This window comes from Brevibacillus antibioticus (genome assembly GCF_005217615.1).
Classification (GTDB): Bacteria; Bacillota; Bacilli; order Brevibacillales; family Brevibacillaceae; genus Brevibacillus; species Brevibacillus antibioticus.
Genome location: NZ_SZNK01000001.1, coordinates 5,347,481 through 5,365,636 on the forward strand (window position 1 = coordinate 5,347,481; position 18,156 = coordinate 5,365,636).

19 protein-coding genes are annotated in these 18,156 nt (G+C 48.5%); all 19 read left to right on the plus strand.

Annotated features, from left to right (window positions below; all coding sequences use genetic code 11):
• Positions 1-340 precede the first annotated feature (340 nt).
• The 19 genes from E8L90_RS25870 (at position 341) to E8L90_RS25960 (ending at position 18,146) form a co-directional block, all read left to right on the plus strand.
• Positions 341-712, plus strand: coding sequence for an NADH-quinone oxidoreductase subunit A (locus E8L90_RS25870; protein WP_137031983.1), 372 nt, complete (start codon positions 341-343; stop codon positions 710-712).
• Positions 703-1,221: a NuoB/complex I 20 kDa subunit family protein gene (locus E8L90_RS25875; protein WP_007725455.1), complete on the plus strand. Its 519-nt coding sequence runs from the start codon at positions 703-705 to the stop codon at positions 1,219-1,221. The genes E8L90_RS25870 and E8L90_RS25875 overlap by 10 nt, the downstream gene beginning before the upstream one ends.
• Positions 1,218-2,531 (plus strand): NADH-quinone oxidoreductase subunit C, encoded by a 1,314-nt coding sequence (locus E8L90_RS25880; protein ID WP_137031985.1) that lies wholly within the window; start codon positions 1,218-1,220, stop codon positions 2,529-2,531. Before E8L90_RS25875 ends, E8L90_RS25880 begins: the two co-directional genes overlap by 4 nt.
• Positions 2,532-2,534: 3 nt before the next feature.
• Positions 2,535-3,683, plus strand: a complete 1,149-nt coding sequence (locus E8L90_RS25885) for an NADH-quinone oxidoreductase subunit D (RefSeq protein WP_137031987.1) — start codon at positions 2,535-2,537, stop codon at positions 3,681-3,683.
• Entirely contained in the window at positions 3,680-4,690 is a 1,011-nt protein-coding gene (gene nuoH / locus E8L90_RS25890; RefSeq protein ID WP_208759446.1) for an NADH-quinone oxidoreductase subunit NuoH, read from the plus strand. Before E8L90_RS25885 ends, nuoH begins: the two co-directional genes overlap by 4 nt.
• 135 nt (positions 4,691-4,825) lie before the next feature.
• Positions 4,826-5,239 carry an NADH-quinone oxidoreductase subunit NuoI gene (gene nuoI / locus E8L90_RS25895; protein ID WP_007722093.1) on the plus strand — a complete coding sequence of 138 codons (414 nt, stop codon included), beginning with the start codon at positions 4,826-4,828 and terminating at the stop codon, positions 5,237-5,239.
• Position 5,240: 1 nt separating this feature from the next.
• Complete coding sequence (locus E8L90_RS25900; protein WP_137031991.1) at positions 5,241-5,750, plus strand: NADH-quinone oxidoreductase subunit J; 510 nt, start codon at positions 5,241-5,243, stop codon at positions 5,748-5,750.
• A complete protein-coding gene (nuoK, locus tag E8L90_RS25905) occupies positions 5,747-6,058 on the plus strand; it encodes an NADH-quinone oxidoreductase subunit NuoK (RefSeq protein ID WP_007722089.1) in 312 nt (103 codons plus the stop codon). The genes E8L90_RS25900 and nuoK overlap by 4 nt, the downstream gene beginning before the upstream one ends.
• A 27-nt stretch (positions 6,059-6,085) precedes the next feature.
• Entirely contained in the window at positions 6,086-7,999 is a 1,914-nt protein-coding gene (gene nuoL / locus E8L90_RS25910) for an NADH-quinone oxidoreductase subunit L (protein WP_137031993.1), read from the plus strand.
• Positions 7,992-9,524, plus strand: a complete 1,533-nt coding sequence (locus tag E8L90_RS25915) for a complex I subunit 4 family protein (protein ID WP_137031995.1) — start codon at positions 7,992-7,994, stop codon at positions 9,522-9,524. Before nuoL ends, E8L90_RS25915 begins: the two co-directional genes overlap by 8 nt.
• A 3-nt stretch (positions 9,525-9,527) precedes the next feature.
• Complete coding sequence (gene nuoN, locus E8L90_RS25920) at positions 9,528-11,060, plus strand: NADH-quinone oxidoreductase subunit NuoN (protein ID WP_137031996.1); 1,533 nt, start codon at positions 9,528-9,530, stop codon at positions 11,058-11,060.
• Between the two features lie 104 nt (positions 11,061-11,164).
• Positions 11,165-11,395, plus strand: a complete 231-nt coding sequence (locus tag E8L90_RS25925; RefSeq protein WP_137031998.1) for a DUF1146 family protein — start codon at positions 11,165-11,167, stop codon at positions 11,393-11,395.
• Between the two features lie 98 nt (positions 11,396-11,493).
• Entirely contained in the window at positions 11,494-12,237 is a 744-nt protein-coding gene (locus tag E8L90_RS25930; RefSeq protein WP_137032000.1) for a YwmB family TATA-box binding protein, read from the plus strand.
• Positions 12,238-12,255: 18 nt separating this feature from the next.
• On the plus strand, positions 12,256-13,581 hold the full coding sequence (gene murA, locus E8L90_RS25935; protein WP_016740202.1) for a UDP-N-acetylglucosamine 1-carboxyvinyltransferase: 1,326 nt from the start codon (positions 12,256-12,258) through the stop codon (positions 13,579-13,581).
• 172 nt (positions 13,582-13,753) lie between these two features.
• On the plus strand, positions 13,754-14,770 hold the full coding sequence (gene spoIID, locus E8L90_RS25940) for a stage II sporulation protein D (protein ID WP_137032002.1): 1,017 nt from the start codon (positions 13,754-13,756) through the stop codon (positions 14,768-14,770).
• Positions 14,771-14,857: 87 nt separating this feature from the next.
• Positions 14,858-15,586: a M23 family metallopeptidase gene (locus E8L90_RS25945; RefSeq protein ID WP_137032004.1), complete on the plus strand. Its 729-nt coding sequence runs from the start codon at positions 14,858-14,860 to the stop codon at positions 15,584-15,586.
• Between the two features lie 180 nt (positions 15,587-15,766).
• Complete coding sequence (spoIIID, locus tag E8L90_RS25950) at positions 15,767-16,051, plus strand: sporulation transcriptional regulator SpoIIID (protein WP_003388385.1); 285 nt, start codon at positions 15,767-15,769, stop codon at positions 16,049-16,051.
• Positions 16,052-16,132: 81 nt separating this feature from the next.
• Positions 16,133-17,149, plus strand: coding sequence for a rod shape-determining protein (mreB, locus tag E8L90_RS25955; RefSeq protein ID WP_069850976.1), 1,017 nt, complete (start codon positions 16,133-16,135; stop codon positions 17,147-17,149).
• A gap of 7 nt (positions 17,150-17,156) precedes the next feature.
• Positions 17,157-18,146: a flagellar hook-basal body protein gene (locus E8L90_RS25960; protein WP_137032006.1), complete on the plus strand. Its 990-nt coding sequence runs from the start codon at positions 17,157-17,159 to the stop codon at positions 18,144-18,146.
• The last annotated feature ends 10 nt before the right edge of the window (positions 18,147-18,156 follow it).

Here is an 18,156-nt window from a genome sequence, read left to right on the forward strand (position 1 = left end):
CTATAATGATAAAGGTATTTTTTTCTAGCAACACTGGTTCAAAAGACGTCTTTTCTGCATCGAGAAAGTGAGAACCTGAAGAAGGAGGAGCGGAGTGTAGGGGACCTACATGAGCACTGGGCTTCGAAGGTGAGCGTCAGTTTCGATGTCGAATAAGCTTTCAGGAATACTTCGTGATCAAAAGGCGACTTTTGAACAACCCCCTAGCAGTATCAATTAGCGACAGCGGTCATACCTACACCTTTGATGCTGCGAGCAGTACCCTTTTGAGGAGTCTCGACTTCTTCTAGAGGACAGCGCAAGACGATTCATACCTTTCTCAAGAGCGGAGGGAACGTGGGTGAGTGACATCTATACCAACAATTATGTGATTGTCGCGATCTTTTTGATTCTTGGTGTGCTGTTGCCCGTGGCTACAGTCAGTTTTGTTGGTCCATTACTTCGTCCAAAGAAACCGACACGGGAGAAGCAAACTACTTATGAAAGCGGTAACATTCCTGTTGGTGACAGTTGGGTGCGTTTCAACGTGAAGTATTATATCTTTGCCCTCATGTTTGTCATCTTTGATGTAGAAACACTCTTTCTGTATCCGTGGGCCGTCGCTTACAAAGGACTGGGGCTCTTTGCCTTAGTCGAGATGGTCATCTTTATATCCTTGCTCGTCGTAGGATTGATTTACGCGTGGAGAAAGAAGGTGCTGGAATGGAACTAGACCTGACAAGCATTGCGCCTGAATTGCAAGAGGAATTGAATCGCAATGTCATGTTCACGACATTGGAAACAGTGAAGGGATGGGTTCGCAGCAACTCGTTGTGGCCATTAACCTTTGGTTTGGCCTGTTGCGCAATCGAGATGATGGGAACGGGTGGAGCGCGTTATGACCTCGACCGGTTTGGCGTTATTTTTCGCGCATCCCCAAGACAATCTGATGTCATGATCGTAGCTGGAACCGTCACGAAAAAGATGGCACCACTACTGCGCAGGCTGTATGATCAAATGCCTGAACCAAAGTGGGTGATTGCCATGGGCTCCTGTGCGACAGCGGGAGGTCCGTACGTGCGCTCGTACAGCGTGGTAAAAGGTGTAGACCAGATTGTGCCTGTCGACGTATATATTCCGGGTTGTCCGCCTAACCCTGCCGCTTTGATTTACGGAATCAATAAGCTCCAAGAAAAAATCCGTTACGAAGCGAAGACTGGGAAGCAGGTGACCAATCTATGAGCGACGAGAAGCGCAAGCCGACGCCGGAGGAAAAGGCAGCGGCAGCGGCTGAAGCCCGTGCCAAGGCGGAAGCTTTGCGAAAATTAAGAGAACAGGAAACGCAGGCTTCCCAAGAGGCGAGCCCAGTGGAGGCATCTCAAAAGCCACAAGAGGAAGTCTCTGCTCCGGAATCAAAACCTATGTCGGAAATGACACCTGAGGAAAAAGCCGCAGCCAAGAAAGCAGCAGCGGCAGAAGCAATTGCCAAGGCAAAAGCGGCGAAGGAAGCAAAAGAAGCTGCGGAGTCGGAAGCCCCGGTTGCCGAGCAACAATCAGAAGCAGTTGCTACACCAGCCAAGCCCGTGTCTGAAATGACACCGGAAGAAAAAGCTGCAGCCAAAAAAGCAGCAGCGGCCGAAGCATTAGCCAAGGCAAAAGCAGCAAAGGAACAGGCAGAAGCTACTTCTCCACCGCCAGCCAAGCCCGTGTCCGAAATGACACCGGAGGAAAAAGCTGCAGCCAAGAAAGCAGCTGCCGCAGAAGCACTAGCCAAGGCAAAAGCAGCGAAGGAAGCAAAAGAGGCTGCGGAAAATGGAGCAGATACAGCTGATTCAGATGCGGATGCCAAGGCGAAGGCCGCAGCTGCAGCAAAAGCCAAGGCTGCCGCCGCCGCCGCTGCAAAGGCAAAAGCCGCACGTGAAGCAGGCGGCGATGAATCCGGTGATGACGACGCCAAGGCAAAGGCCGCAGCTGCCGCAAAAGCCAAAGCAGCAGCCGCAGCTGCAGCGAAGGCAAAAGCAGCGCAAGCGAGTGGGGATGAGGCTTCGGCAGAGGAAGTGCCGAAAGCACCTTCCAAAAACCAGCCCTATCTTGATAAATACGTTTCACGAATTTCCGAAGCATTTGGACAGGGAGTTATCGAGGCTTCGTATATTAACGAGTTGGGAAAGGAAGTTCCAACTCTCACCATTCAAAACGAACGTTGGCATCAAGTTGCCCAATTTTTAAGAGATGACGAGCAATTGAGTTTTGAGTACCTGTCCGATCTTCACGGTGTGGATTATGAGGATCGCCTGGAGGTATACTACCACTTTTATTCCTACAAAAATCGCCAAAGCTTGGCAGTAAAGGTCAAAACGAGCAGAGAAGAGTCAAAAGTTGCTTCTGTAATGGACCTCTGGCATGGCGCAGATTGGAATGAAAGAGAAACTTTTGACCTTTTGGGTATTCATTTCCCGGGACATAAGGATTTACGTCGAATCCTGTTGCCGGATGATTGGGTAGGGTATCCGCTGCGCAAAGATTATGTGCAATACGACGAGGAGGTTTAGCAGATGAACCATAACATCCTCACGACTCATGTTGATACCTCTTCTGAAACAGGACTTCGTACGGAAGAGATGTTATTAAACGTAGGTCCACAGCATCCGAGTACACACGGAGTATTTCGTTTGGTAGTAAAAATCGATGGGGAAACCATTAAAGAAGCGATTCCGGTGATGGGCTACCTGCATCGAGGTACAGAGAAACTGGCAGAAAACTTGACCTATACGCAAATTATCCCTTATACAGACCGTATGGACTACGTGTCCGCCATGACCAACAACTACGTTCTCTGCCACGCAGTAGAAACGATGATGGGGTTGGAGATTCCAGAGCGAGCTCAGTTTTTGCGATTGATCGCCATGGAACTGAACCGGGTGGCGAGCCATTTGGTTTGGTGGGGAACGTTTCTTTTGGACATCGGTGCAATGGGCCCCTTCCTGTATGCATTCCGTGATCGGGAGACGATTCTGGATTTGTTTAATGAGCTATGCGGGGCGCGGATGACCTTTAACTACATGCGCGTAGGCGGAGTGAAATGGGATGCACCTCCAGGCTGGATCGACAAAGCCAAAGAATTTGTTCAGTACATGAAGAAAGAATTGAATAACTACCACCAGCTGGTGACAGGGAATGAGATTTTCATCCACCGTCTCAGAGGGATTGGAAAGTTCGATACAAAAACGGCATTGGATTACTCACTATCAGGTGTCATGCTCCGCTCGACAGGTGTCAAATGGGACCTACGTAAGGACGAACCGTATTGCATTTACGATCGTTTTGAATTTGATGTGCCAACAGCGACTGAGGGAGATTGCATGGCGCGCTATCATCTGCGCATGGCTGAAATTGAACAATCTCTGCGAATTCTGGAGCAGGCATTGGAGCAATTCCCGAGTGAAGGTGAAGTCATGGGCAAAGTACCACGTGTGATTCGCCCGCCTGCCGGGGAGACATATGTGCGCATCGAGTCACCGCGGGGAGAAATTGGTTGTTACATTGCCAGTCAAGGTAAGGATAAACCGTGGAGATTGAAGTTTAGACGGCCTTCCTTTACCAATCTGCAAATTTTGCCGAAGCTGTTGCAGGGGGAGAACCTCTCGAACATGGTTGCCATCCTGGGCAGTATCGACATCGTGCTCGGGGAGGTTGACTGTTGATGAATACTCTCTTGCAGCAAGCACCCTCATGGGGGACCACGCTTTGGTTTATCATAGCAGCAGTATTACTGCTTGCCGTCGTGCTGGGATTCGTTACGTACGCTATTTACTTCGAGCGTAAAGTGATTGGGTGGATGCAGCTGCGCATCGGGCCGAATCGAGTTGGACCATTGGGACTTCTCCAGACGGTTGCCGATGTTGCCAAGCTGCTACTAAAGGAAGATATTCGTCCGCAACACGCTGATAAAGCGTTGTTCACTCTAGCACCAATATTGGCCTACGCCCCTGCTTTTGCCGTATTGGCGGTCATGCCTTTTACGGACAGCATTCGGTTCGCTGATCTGGGAATAGGGCTGTTGTACTATATCGCCTTGTCTGGGATCACCGTATTAGGCGTGATCACGGCTGGCTGGGCCTCGAATAACAAGTACTCGCTGATCGGGGGTCTCCGCTCCGCTGCGCAGATGATCAGCTATGAAGTTCCACTGGTCATGTCCGTGGTGGGTATCGTTCTATTGACGGGCAGCATGAATCTCAAAGATATTGTCAACGCGCAGCAGGATGTCTGGAATATTGTTCCGCAGTTTATCGGATTTGTTGTATTTATCATTGCTGCCCAGGCCGAGCTAAATCGTACGCCGTTTGACTTGCCAGAAGCAGAGTCGGAGCTCGTTGGCGGTTACCACGTCGAGTACTCCGGTTTCCGTTTTGCGATGTTCATGCTTGCGGAGTATGTGTACATGTTCGGGATGGGTGCTTTGATCACGATTCTCTTTTTGGGTGGATGGTTGCCGATTCATCCATCGCTGGGTTTCATTCCGGGAATCGTTTGGTTTATCCTTAAATTTTCACTTTACGTCTTCCTCCAGTTTTGGATTCGCGCCACGATGCCGCGCTTACGTGTCGATCAACTGATGTCGTTTGCTTGGAAAGTGCTGTTGCCCGTGGCATTGTTCAACATCCTGCTCACAGCCGTAGTGGTTTCTTACCAAAATGGCATGTTCTAGTAGCGACTTGATCGAAAACGACTACGTTCCACTGTTTTCATAGCGCAGGCTTCGCCATAGGCTTGCTTCGTCAAAAGCTTGCTTTCGTCAAAAACGTGGTGCAGCCAAGTTCTCAAATCCTGAGGGGTGACACACATGCTAGGACTGGCCAAAGGCCTGGGGTATACGTTTAAAAAGCTCACGGAGAAAAAAGTAACCCACTTCTATCCGGATGTGCCCTTTCCAATGCCGCCTCGTTTTCGCGGTATTCAGCACTTTTCTCCTGAAAAATGCATCGTCTGCAACCAATGCGCACGCATTTGTCCGACGGAGTGCATTCAACTGACAGGGAAACCCCATCCTGATCCGGAGAAAAAGGGAAAGATTATCGATACGTATGATATCAATTTTGAACTGTGCATTTTATGCGATTTGTGTACAGAGGTTTGTCCCACTGAAGCAATTGTAATGACAAACAACTTCGAACTGGCTGCTTATAGCCGGGACGAATTGTACAAAAACTTGAAATGGCTCGACGACAATAATACGAACGTCAGGGAGGAGAATTAGTATGACAGGCGAATTCGTTGCCTTTTTTATCCTGTCTCTTCTGACGATCGGTGGCGCGGTGTTTATGATCAGCTTTACGCGCGTCGTCCACATGGTCATCTCATTGGGCGTTACGTTTATCAGCATTGCAGGTCTGTTTGTTTTGCTGGGAGCGGAGTTCGTTGGGGTCGCACAAATTCTGGTTTACTCAGGGGCCATCTCCATTTTGATGCTCTTTGGAATTATGCTGACCAAGCACGATGCGAACGATGAGGGAACAGGCCGGACATGGAAAAACCGTGTTATCCTGCTCTTCGTAATCGTTCTGTTCGGATTATTGTTCTGGGGTGTGCAAAACACACCGTGGCCTGCGCCACCGCCGCCTGTAGATGCTCCTGTAGAAAATGCAAAAGAAATCGGTATCGAAGTGTTCACCAAATTCGTCATACCATTTGAGCTGTTGTCTGTTCTGTTGTTGGTCGCGTTGGTTGGCGCGATCATTATGGCGAAAAAGGAGGGGGATAACGAATGACAGTAAGCATTTCCTCCTACTTAATGGTCGCTCTGATTCTCTTCTGTGTAGGCCTGTACGGCGCATTGACGAAGCGAAATGCAGTCGTCGTCTTGTTATCAATCGAGCTGATGCTGAATGCTGTAAATATTAACCTGGTCGCCTTTTCCAAATTCGGACTGTATCCATCCGTGACAGGACAAATCTTTACCTTGTTCACGATGACGGTTGCAGCTGCTGAGGTTGCCGTAGGGCTAGCGATTTTGATTGCGCTGTACCGCAACAAGGAGACCGTCAATGTAGATGAAATGGACCAAATGAAACGATAAGAGGGAAACCTGAAAAGGAGGACAAAGATGGATACTCTAATGCACTATGCCTGGCTGATCCCTCTGTTTCCGCTTCTTGCTTTCATCGTGATCGTCTCATTTGGTCGCCAATTGAAAGAAGGAGCGGCCATAGTGGGCATTACCCTGACGGCTGTTTCTTTTGGAATCGCAGTGCTCATCTTCTGGGAGAGATTCCAGGGTGGGGGAACCGATTACAATTATGTGATAGATTGGCTGCATATTGGCGATATCGTGATCAACATGGGATTCGAAGTGAATCCGCTGAATGCCATGATGCTCGTCATTGTGACATTGGTCAGTCTGTTGGTCCAAATCTATTCCAAAGGCTACATGCATGGGGATGAACGCTTTCCGGTGTTTTATCAATACCTGGCGCTGTTCACATTCTCTATGCTGGGATTAGTCATCTCGCCAAATTTGTTGCAAGTGTATATTTTCTGGGAGCTGGTCGGGGTATGCTCCTTCCTGCTCGTTGGCTACTACTACTTCAAGACAGAGGCAAAAGCAGCTGCCAAAAAGGCTTTTATCGTTACACGCATCGGGGATCTAGGTCTGTTCATCGGAATATGTCTGTTATTCTGGTGGACCGGAAGCTTCGAGTATGGGGCGATTTTTGAGAGTATCGCGCTCGGACGACTGGAACCATGGATGATTACGCTCGCGGCGATCCTCATTTTCGTTGGAGCCATGGGAAAATCAGGTCAATTTCCGCTTCATACGTGGTTGCCTGATGCCATGGAAGGTCCAACACCTGTGTCTGCATTAATTCATGCGGCAACGATGGTCGCGGCTGGTGTGTATTTGGTCGCTGCTACCTATCCGCTGTTTATCGCATCCGATACGGCTTTGACAGTTGTGGCGTATGTAGGAGGATTCACTGCCATATTTGCAGCTTCGATCGGCCTGACCCAACGGGATATCAAGCGTGTCTTGGCTTATTCCACAGTCAGTCAGCTCGGATACATGATGCTGGCATTGGGGGTAGCTGGTGCTGCTGGTTATGTAGCAGGTTCCTTCCATTTGATGACGCATGCGTTTTTCAAAGCATTGCTCTTCCTTGGAGCAGGTAGTGTCATCCATGCCGTACATACGCAGAATGTATTCGAAATGGGTGGCTTGTGGAAAAAGATGCCGATCACCGCTTTGACTTTCTTGATCGGTTGCTTGGCGATTGCGGGGATCTTTCCGTTCGCTGGTTTCTGGTCAAAAGAAGCGATTTTGGGGGCTGTTTACGGAGCGCATCGCTACGATTTGCTGTTCATTGCGCTGCTAGCAGCATTCTTTACTGCATTCTATATGTTCCGCCTGTTCTTCCTGACATTCACAGGGAAGGCACGTGGCAAGCACGAAGCGCACGAATCTCCAGGAGTCATGACAGGTCCGCTCTTGGTCTTGGCATTGCTTGCGGTTGTCGCGGGCTTTGTGAATACACCGTACGCGCCATTACTCTCTGATTGGTTATTGGCAACGCAAACAGGGACGGCGATCACGAGCATATTTGGGGAAAGCAGTGAGCACGCGGCAGCTTGGTTGCAGATTGTGGCACTGTTGATCTCTATTCTCGGAGTCGTGCTTGCTTACCTGATGTACGGCAAGAAATCCATCTCCTCGGACGCCATTCCAGAAACAATGCCGTGGCTCTATCAGCTCTCATACAAGAAGTACTACATCGATGAGCTGTATCACAACGTCATCGTTCGTCCACTAGGCTGGCTTGGATTTGTCCTGGATGTATTTGATAAGTACATTGTGGATGGTTTGGTTGGATTAACAGCAAAAATCACCCAAGGAATCGGATCTTTGCACGCAAGAGTACAAAGTGGGCAGATTCAGTCCTATGGGGCAATGGTCATATTCGGTCTGTTACTATTGATCATCGCCATCAGTTTGACGGCCAAGGGAGGTGGACTCTTTGGGTAATATCCTTTTGTCATCACTGGTGTTCTCTCCGCTGCTGGCGATTCTCGTCATGGCTTTTATCCCCAGTCGACATGCAGGTGTGATCAAGCAGGTCGGGATTTTTGGAACGTTGCCAGCACTTATCTTGGCAGGTTGGATGTTCGGCATGTTTAATTACGAGACAGCCAATCTGCAGTTCGTAGAAAAGCACAGTTGGATTTCGATTCCGATTGGAATGGCTCAGGCAGGCACAGTCTTTGCTTTTGAGATCAACTATGAACTCGGTATAGATGGTATTTCGATGCCATTGATTTTGCTGACGGCGATTATCGGTACTCTCGCAGCAATTGCTTCGTGGCAGATCAAGAAGAGGCAGAAGGAGTATTTTATCTTGTTTCACCTGCTGTTGATCGGCATGTTGGGAGTCTTTGCTGCAGACAATCTGTTTCTGTTCTTCATTTTCTTTGAGCTGACACTTGTACCGATGTACTTCCTCATCGGGATTTGGGGATATGGAGAGCGCGAACAAGCAGCGAACAAATTCCTTTTGTATAACGGAATCGGTTCAGGGATCATGCTGCTGGCTTTCATCGTGATCTTTGTCATCATGCGGACGCTCAATATCGATGAAATCACGGCGATCCTGACGACACCAGGGCATCCGATAACCGAAATCCTTACGCCGGAAATGCGTTTTGGCATCTTCCTAGTGCTATTTATCGCTTTTGCGATCAAGCTGCCAGTATTTCCGTTCCACACGTGGATGCTACGCGTTCACGTACAGGCTCCACCTTCTATCGTCATGATTCACTCCGGTATTTTGTTGAAGATGGGGGCGTACGGCCTTTTGCGGATGGGAATCGGCTTCTTCCCAGAGCAGGCCTATGATTTCTCTACGTGGATGGCCGTTTTGGGGATTATCAACATTTTGTATGGGGCTGTGTTGGCCTTCGTACAAAAGGATTTAAAAATGGTGCTGGCTTACTCCAGTATCAGCCATATGGGTATCGTCTTGCTCGGTTTCGCATCGATGAACACGATCGGGTTTCAGGGAGCGATGTTCCAGGTGGTATCCCACGGCTTTATCTCAGCACTGCTCTTCTTCTTGATCGGTGTCATTTGGGATCGGACGCAGACATCGATGCTCGACGATTTGGGCGGTTTAGCCAAGTCCATGCCGTTTGTCAGCGGCGTGTTGTTGGCAGGCGGGATGGCTTCGCTCGGACTTCCGGGCATGTCCGGGTTCATTAGTGAGTTCTTTGCCTTCCTCGGTCTGTTTGGTCGTTTGCCAGTAATGGCAGCAGTGGGAGCAATCGGGATTGTCCTCACCGCGGTTTATTTACTCAGAGCGATCTTGAAAACGACTTTTGGCCCTACTCCAGGTAAATGTACAGGACTTGCTGATGCACAGCCGATGGAAGTCATTCCGATGGTAGTCCTAATGGGATGTATTATTCTCATTGGGGTTTATCCGGCAGTTCTGGGGAATCCGATGCAGCAGGCGCTGAAAACGATCGTACCTATCGTAACGGGAATAGGAGGGTAATCCATGGAGGTTAAAGATATTTTCTCATATGACTGGAGCTACCTTCTGCCCGAGTTTATCATTCTTGGCTTTGCTACCTTTTTATCACTGCTGGATCTTTTTGCGGGTAAGCGCTTGGGCAAGCAGGTCATCGGTTGGCTATCCTTTTTGGGAACGGTCATAGCGGCGATCTTTGTGATCATCAATATGAATGCTCTCGATAAGCCATACAGCTACATGATCGACATGATCCGGATCGATGATTACGGCAATGCGTTCAAGCTGATTTTCCTGGCAGGGACAGCTTTTGCTATTCTCATCTCGCTGTCCTACCTGAAATCAGGGGAAGTCCAACACAGGGGCGAGTATTACTATTTGCTACTGACCGGGCTTCTCGGGGCTATGGTCATGGCATCGTCGGCTGACTTGATTACCTTGTTCGTGGGACTGGAGCTATTGTCTCTCTCGTCCTATGTACTGGTCGGATTGCGAAAAAAATCGCAGCTTTCCAACGAGTCGGCGTTCAAATACGTCGTATCAGGAAGCATTGCCACGGCTGTACTCCTATTTGGGATGTCGTATGTGTACGGACTCACGGGAACCACACACATTTATGAAATCTCATTTCGGTTGGCAGAAGCGGGAATGGCGGGCTATCAGTTCCTCGTCTATACGGCGTTTGCGTTTCTCGCAGTAGGTCTTGCATTCAAAATATCTGCAGCGCCTAACCACATGTGGGCGCCAGATGTCTATCAGGGTGCTCCTACCCCGGTCACTGCTTTTCTGGCAGTTGTGTCAAAAGCAGCAGGTTTCGCGCTGATCTTTCGCGTGATGATGATCTCGTTTTTCAACGTTTCCGATGGAACGGGATCAGGACGGTTCTTTTTCGAAGAGGGAAGCCTCTATCTGGGGCTGATGGCAGCTGCCTCGATGATTATCGGGAACACGATGGCGCTCAGGCAGACAAACGTCAAGCGTATGATGGCTTACTCAGGTATTGCGCAAGCGGGCTATTTGCTCGTGCCGTTTGTACCGCCGACCTCTCTCTTTTTCGGCGAAGTGATCTTCTATCTGTTCGGTTACTTGCTGGTCAGCTTTGGTGCTTTCGCTGTGATTATGGTTGTATCTCGAGAGCAAGAGACAGAGGATTTGAAAGGATTCGCCGGATTGTATCATCGCTCACCAGTGATGGCTATTGCGATGAGCATCTTCCTCTTGTCCTTGGCAGGTATCCCGATTACGGTTGGCTTCTTCGGGAAGTTCTATCTGTTCATGGGAACATTAGTGGTAGAAAACTACTGGCTGGCGGCAATTATGATCATCACCAGCGTCATTTCCTACTACTACTACTTTGGGATTATTCGTCAGATGTACATGCGTTCTGGGACAACCGAAGCACCAATGGTCGTGCCAAAAGGCATTTGGACGTTTATTCTCATCATGGCAATCGCTACCGTATTCTTCGGTGCTTTCCCGGGTCTGGTCACTGACTATATCCAGATTCATTTCAATCCGTCCTTTGATTTTGGGAACATGCTCTCTCCCAGCTCTCAGTGATACTCGTAACTGAATAGTACTTCAGGTACAATAGAAGGGATGGCTCGTGATCGGGCCGTCCCTTTTTCTTTGATTCTCGTAAGGGTAATGAGGAGGTAACGAACATGCCACAAGAAGTATATGGCTTGTTGAGTATTATTTTATCGATTGCGTTTATTGGGCTCGCTTGGTGGGCGTTGCAATCCTTTCGCTTTGATAAGGTTTTAAAAAAACCAAATGGTGTTCAGGCGAAGCTGTTGCAAATGTTTCTTTCCATTGTAATTGGATATGAACTGTCCCGCTTTTTCCTTGATTACTTGGGCTGGTCCCTGACATTCGGGAATTTGTTCAACTAAATACGAGAAAGACGACGATTCGCTGGTATATCCACCCAGCTACATGTACAAAATGAGAAGTACAAAGAGATACATGTAAGCATAGGGAGAGGATAACAATGGGGAAATGGTCTGGTTGGTTCGTGCTGGCTCTATTGCTCGTGATGGGGGCCGTGTATTGGATGCCTGCACAAGCAAAGGAAGCAAAGCCGGTTGTGACAGAAATGATGAAAGTACTAGAAGAAACGGGCGCAACGGGTGTATCGGTTCAGGTACGTATGCGTACGGCAATGGGAGAAGGCCTGCGTCCTGAACAAGTAAAAGAGTTGGCGACGAAATGGGCACAACACCTTGAGATTCCGTTTTCCCCAAGCGAACAATTGCGTAAACACAACATATTCGCATATAGGACTACATACACACAAAACGGCGTGGATCTGAGCTACGAGGTGACAGGAGTCCCTAAAAATGGAGCATTTTCTGTATATCTAGTACTTCAGTTATCTGGAAACCGTGATTCCCTACTATATATTGGACAAGTACAGGAAACCTTCACGAATGCCCTACAAAGCGCCGACTTTATTCCGCAAATTAGCACTTGTATTCGCGGATTGTACAATGTTAAGATGGGTGTTGACCAACAGGAGGGTAAAATATTGTCGATTTTTGGTGCTCTCCAGGCGGCAGAATTAGAACGTTTGCAAGATGAGACGGTTGTCAGCATTTCAGGGTATACCCCTATGTGGGAATCATTCATCGCGTTAAACGGTCAAAAGATGAATCTACAGGTGGCTACGCATCGTGACAGCCATTCTGGAACATGGATTACGGTAGGTACACCAATCATCACTGTGGAATATTAGCACGCGGAGGGGTACACATTGGATAAAATTATTGTCCGTGGTGGTAAGGCATTGGCTGGAAATGTAAAAGTATCTGGCGCCAAAAATGCCGTACTCCCTATTATTGCAGCATCTATCTTGGCAGAAGAAGGGACTTGCGTCATCTCAGACGTACCAGGCCTTGACGATGTCCGGACGATATGCGACCTCTTGAAATCGATGGGAATCTCCCTTACATATGATCATGAAGTGCTGACGATCGATGCTTCCAAGCTTACGAGTGTAGAAGCGTCCTATGAACTGGTCCGCAAAATGCGCGCTTCTTTCCTCGTGATGGGGCCGCTTTTAGCCAGAAAAGGACAAGCTCGTGTCGCTCTTCCGGGTGGATGTGCCATTGGTACGCGCCCGATCGACCAGCACCTAAAAGGGTTTGAGGCTATGGGAGCCAAAATCGAAATCGGACAAGGGTTTATTGAAGCGACGGTAGAAGGACGATTGAAGGGTGCAAAAATCTACCTGGATATTGCTAGCGTCGGTGCAACAGAAAATATTATGATGGCCGCTGCTTTGGCAGAGGGAACCACATTAATCGAAAATGCGGCAGAAGAGCCGGAGATCGTTGATTTGGCGAACTTCCTGAACAGAATGGGAGCAAAAATCCGCGGTGCGGGTACAGGTTCGATCCGCATCGAAGGCGTGGAAAAGATGAAGGGTTGCACACATTGTGTCATTCCTGACCGCATTGAAGCAGGAACTTTCATGGTTGCTGCAGCGATTACCGGTGGGGATGTCTTTGTGGAAGGTGCGATTTGCGATCATCTCAAATCCGTGACCGCCAAGCTTCGTGAAATGGGCGTGGACATTGAGGAGCAAGAAAACGGCATTCGTGTACGCCGCACAGGCCCACTGAAAGCAGTTGACCTCAAAACACTGCCATACCCGGGCTTCCCGACAGATATGCAGTCGCAAATGATGGCGCTATTGCTGGTTTCAGAAGGAACGAGCATTGTGACAGAAACAGTATTTGAGAACCGCTTCATGCACGTGGAAGAGTTCCGACGCATGAATGCGAACATCAAGATCGAAGGCCGCAGTGCCATCGTCGAAGGTGGTTCCAAGCTGACAGGCAGCAAGGTAGCCGCAACTGACTTGCGTGCGGGTGCAGCACTTGTACTGGCTGGGCTCGTATCGGAGGGAGAGACTGAGGTTTCTGCTCTGCACCATATTGACCGTGGCTACGTGAACTTCACGGAAAAGCTGCTGGCTTTGGGAGCAGATGTAGAACGCGTGGTTCCAGAAGAAAAGGCTCGTGAAAAAGCAGTTTCCGAAACCATCAAAGTAAGCTTCTCTCCTAATTTTGCTTGATAAATGCGTCAACCATATGGCAAAACGAAAGATTCTCTGCGTATGCAGGGGATCTTTTTTCGTTCTCTCGACTCTCTCATTCTCTCGTTCTACTGCTCTGTTGCCGAACATAGACTTTAGTAGGTTAGGTAAGACTGTTCGTGTCTAGTACGTAACGGGGAGGATCTCTTGCATGAAACGCTACCTACTCATGTGGTTTATCGCTTTGCCGATCTTGCTCGTCCTGATGCCTGCTGCTCTGGTCTTTTGGTTTTCACCTGCAATTAGCCCTGTCAGTCAGCCTACTGTGGCCGTCTCGGAGCCTGCCATACCAGCGATGAAGGAATCCGTTTCCTCTCTGCCGGTAAAGGTATACCGTACAGAAAAAAAGGCCGTGGAAACATTGCCGCTAGAAACGTATATTACGGGAGTCGTAGCGGCGGAAATGCCAGCCGAGTTCGAGCTGGAGGCTTTAAAAGCGCAGGCATTGGCGGCCAGGACCTATATCGTGCGTCGATTAAAAGAGGGCAAGTTTGAGGATGTGCCATCAGGCGGTCAGGTCTTGGATACGGTGCAGCATCAGGTCTATATGGATGAAAAGCAGCGGCGTGAGCGTTGGAAAGACCAGTACGAATGGAAAAACAAACGCATCCAGCAAGCAGTGATGGCGACAGCAGGGGTTATCCTGACCTACCAGAACCAGCCCATTGACGCGACGTTTTTTTCCACCAGTAATGGTTTTACAGAGAACTCGGATGAATATTGGGAAAAGCCCATTCCTTATTTGAAGAGCGTTGCGAGTCCATGGGATATTCAATCTCCTCGCTATGAGGAAACGGTCGTCATGTCCACTGCGGAGCTGGAAAAAAATTTGGGCGTCAAGCTCACGCAGGAGGCCTCTACCAATGGTTCCTGGTATCGGATCGAGTCGCATACAACCGGAAATCGCGTAGGAACCATCAGTATTGGTGGCAAGGAATTTACAGGAAGAGAGTTTCGTGAAAAGCTCAATTTGAATTCTTCTTCCTTTACGTTGGACTTGCGCGGCAATCAGGTTTTCATTACGACCAAAGGATACGGTCATGGTGTCGGGATGAGCCAGTGGGGAGCAAATGGTATGGCCAAAAGTGGCAAAAGCGCGGAGCAAATCGTCAAGCACTTCTATCAAGGAATTAGTCTGCAAGTGTATTCAAGAGTGATCCCAGCGTAAAAGAAAAGCAAATTTTTACTTTTCCCTACTCTCTCAGGTTTATACGCTAAAATTCTGGCGATACTGAGGGATGAGGTGATGAATAAAATGGAAGATCAAAAAAATCAACCAATTCCATTCAAGAAGGCAAGTTCTTGGAAAAAAGTTTTGGGCAAGAAATGGGCGTTTCCTGCAATCTACATCGGCACCGCAGCAATCATTCTCGCTTTTGTGATGTGGTATCAGGGCAATGTCATGAACACGGTATCCAAAATGACGAGTGGCCCAGATGGAGTGGCAGTGACAACTCCTGCAGCTCCTAAGACAACAACACCGCAAAACGAAGAAGCGGTACCTGCTACAAGTGGCGTACAACCACTCGCTTGGCCAGTAGGAAAAGGCGTACAGTACAATGTGGGCATGAACTACTACGATGAGAAAGCCTCCAAGGATAATCAGCAAAAAGCATTGGTGAGCTTCGACAACACCTTCTATCCGCACACTGGTATTGACCTCGTATCCACGGATGGAAAGAGCTTTGATGTCATCGCAGCTCTTGCGGGTAAAGTAGTAAAAGTGGTGAACGATCCACTTGTCGGCAACGAGATTGAGATTGAGCACGCAGACAAAATGATTACGGTATATCAAAGTCTGGAGGGCGTAACAGTCAAACCAGGCGATGAAGTCACACAAGGTCAAGTAATCGGGTCTGCTGGACGCAACACCTTTGAAAAAGACGCTGGCGCACATCTTCACTTTGAAGTTCGCATGGATAACAAGCCTGTCAATCCAGAGCAATATTTGATTCAGGCTGAAACGGAAGTAAAAAATCAATAACCAATGAATGTAGAAAAACACCTGCAAAATACAACAATTGCGGGTGTTTTTTTGCGTGTAGTACAAACTGTTGAAAAAAGATGCGGCCGTGCTGGCTTGTCAGGCTTGGAAACGTAGAATATGTGTCCCTACGCACCCATATATTGTATCAGACAATGTAGATACAAGGAGGCGAGTAATGTGCACGACTACATCAAAGAGCGGACCATCAAAATCGGCCGATATATTGTAGAGACAAGAAATACGGTTCGGATGATCGCTAAAGAGTTCGGTGTTTCGAAAAGTACTGTGCACAAGGACTTGACTGAGCGGCTACCTGAGATAAATCCAGAGTTGGCGAACCAAGTTAAGGAAATTTTGGAATACCACAAAGCCATCAGACATCTTCGGGGAGGCGAAGCGACCAAAATCAAGTACAAACGGCGTAGTAAAAAAGTACGAGTAGAACAGGAGGAGAGTGTGTAAGAAAGAATTTCCTTGTCCTCTCACGTAGAAGAGCCTATGATATTAGGTAGAAATGTAACTGGTAATCAGGGAGGACCTTTCATGTTTGGCAAAGATATCGGAATCGACTTGGGCACGGCCAATGTCTTGGTTTTTGTAAAAGGCAAGGGAATTGTCCTAGACGAACCATCTGTCGTGGCAATAGATAGTAAAACCAGAAAAGTTTTGGCCGTGGGAAATGAAGCCTATCGCATGGTAGGCCGCACCCCAGGGAATATCGTAGCGATCCGACCTTTGCGAGAAGGGGTTATCGCGGATTTTGAAATCACAGAGGCAATGCTGAAGCACTTCTTAAACAAAATTGGTGGAAAGAGCATGTTTGCCCGTCCGCGTATTTTGATTTGCTGCCCGACTAACATTACGTCTGTTGAGCAAAAGGCAATTCGCGAAGCAGCTGAGCGCAGCGGTGGAGCAAGAGAAGTATTTATCGAAGAAGAACCGAAAGTTGCCGCAGTTGGGGCAGGTATGGACATTTTTCAGCCGTCCGGTAATATGGTAGTGGATATCGGTGGGGGAACGACCGATGTAGCGGTATTGTCGATGGGCGATATTGTCACGTCTTCCTCCATTAAAATAGCGGGCGATACATTCGATGTGGCTATTATGCGGTACATAAAAAATAAATACAAATTGCTGATTGGTGAGCGCACGGCTGAAGATATCAAGGTTCAGATTGGAACCGTATCCGGCGGACGCCAGGACGAAATGGATATTCGTGGTCGAGACATGGTAAGCGGCTTGCCGCAAACGATTACCATTCGCTCCACTGAAGTCCAGGAAGCCCTGGCTGAGTCGGTGAGTGCGATTGTACAAGCCTCAAAATCTGTTTTAGAACGAACACCTCCGGAGCTTTCTGCCGATATAATTGATAAGGGTGTTTTCCTGACCGGTGGCGGCGCATTATTGCACGGTATTGACGAGATTCTGGCAGAGGAGCTGAAGGTTCCTGTGCTGGTAGCGGACGAGCCTATGATGTGCGTTGCAAAAGGAACAGGAATGATGCTGGACTATTTGGACAAGATGCCGGCTCACTCGAATAAGCGATTATTCAGGGGGTAAGATTTAAGTGATCAGAGGCTTGTATACGTCTGCATCTGGCATGCTGGCTTTGCAGAACAGGCAAGAATCGCTGGCGAACAATTTAGCAAATATCAATACACCCGGGTTCAAACAGGACGTGGGTGTCATGCGTGCATTTCCGGAGCAGTTGCTCTCACGCATGAATGATCATGAGGGACTGGATGTTCCGGGCATCCCTACTATGCCTGGACAGCCTGCCATTATCGGACGCTTGCACACCGGAGTATACATGTCCGAGGCGCTACCGAATTTTGCGCAGGGGGATATTGAAGAGACACGCAATCCGTATGATCTTGCGTTGATGGACAATATTCAGCCAGATCAGAATGGCAATGAGCGGAGATTGTTTTACAGTGTGGCGCGGATTGAACAAGCAAATTTGGCACAGCCTGCACAGCAAGAGGATATCCGCTATACGAGAAATGGTAACTGGAGCGTCAATTCGGAAGGTTACTTGGTGACAGCGGAAGGGTACTATGTGCTGGATAGTTCCAATCAGGCGATTCGTATTAATCATGATCCCGCACTCGGTACCAATGTCGGTCAAAACCTGAAGATTAACGAGCGTGGCGAAATGATGCAGGTTACCATTGATCCAATTACAAAAGAAGAACAGTATACGGCGCTTCCTACTCATGCTAGATTGGGACTTGCGGTGGTAACCGATCCTCAGAAGCTTGTACGTGAAGGAACGAATGTTTTCCGATTTGAAGGCGACATAGCGGTAGAGGGGATTGATTTGGCAGAAGCCAACGATCAGGCTGCTCTAGCAGCAGGTACGTACAATACCCCTATGGTCGAAGGACGCTTCGGTACACAGCAGGGCTGGCGTGAACGATCGAATGTAGACCCATCTCAAACCATGACGAGTATGATGAGTGTGCTTCGCGCCTATGAAGCGAACCAACGGGTGATTACCACGATTGACGGTACGCTGGAAAAGGCTGCTAATGAAATTGGTCGGGTTAATGGATAATAGGAGGTAG

What these genes read in the sequence shown, in the direction of transcription:
- E8L90_RS25875 (WP_007725455.1), top strand. Translation starts at nt 703, where the DNA reads ATGGAACTAGACCTGACAAGCATTGCGCCTGAATTGCAAGAGGAATTG.
- E8L90_RS25880 (WP_137031985.1), top strand. Translation starts at nt 1,218, where the DNA reads ATGAGCGACGAGAAGCGCAAGCCGACGCCGGAGGAAAAGGCAGCGGCA.
- E8L90_RS25885 (WP_137031987.1), top strand. Translation starts at nt 2,535, where the DNA reads ATGAACCATAACATCCTCACGACTCATGTTGATACCTCTTCTGAAACA.
- nuoI (WP_007722093.1), top strand. Translation starts at nt 4,826, where the DNA reads ATGCTAGGACTGGCCAAAGGCCTGGGGTATACGTTTAAAAAGCTCACG.
- E8L90_RS25900 (WP_137031991.1), top strand. Translation starts at nt 5,241, where the DNA reads ATGACAGGCGAATTCGTTGCCTTTTTTATCCTGTCTCTTCTGACGATC.
- nuoK (WP_007722089.1), top strand. Translation starts at nt 5,747, where the DNA reads ATGACAGTAAGCATTTCCTCCTACTTAATGGTCGCTCTGATTCTCTTC.
- nuoL (WP_137031993.1), top strand. Translation starts at nt 6,086, where the DNA reads ATGGATACTCTAATGCACTATGCCTGGCTGATCCCTCTGTTTCCGCTT.
- nuoN (WP_137031996.1), top strand. Translation starts at nt 9,528, where the DNA reads ATGGAGGTTAAAGATATTTTCTCATATGACTGGAGCTACCTTCTGCCC.
- E8L90_RS25925 (WP_137031998.1), top strand. Translation starts at nt 11,165, where the DNA reads ATGCCACAAGAAGTATATGGCTTGTTGAGTATTATTTTATCGATTGCG.
- E8L90_RS25930 (WP_137032000.1), top strand. Translation starts at nt 11,494, where the DNA reads ATGGGGAAATGGTCTGGTTGGTTCGTGCTGGCTCTATTGCTCGTGATG.
- spoIID (WP_137032002.1), top strand. Translation starts at nt 13,754, where the DNA reads ATGAAACGCTACCTACTCATGTGGTTTATCGCTTTGCCGATCTTGCTC.
- E8L90_RS25945 (WP_137032004.1), top strand. Translation starts at nt 14,858, where the DNA reads ATGGAAGATCAAAAAAATCAACCAATTCCATTCAAGAAGGCAAGTTCT.
- mreB (WP_069850976.1), top strand. Translation starts at nt 16,133, where the DNA reads ATGTTTGGCAAAGATATCGGAATCGACTTGGGCACGGCCAATGTCTTG.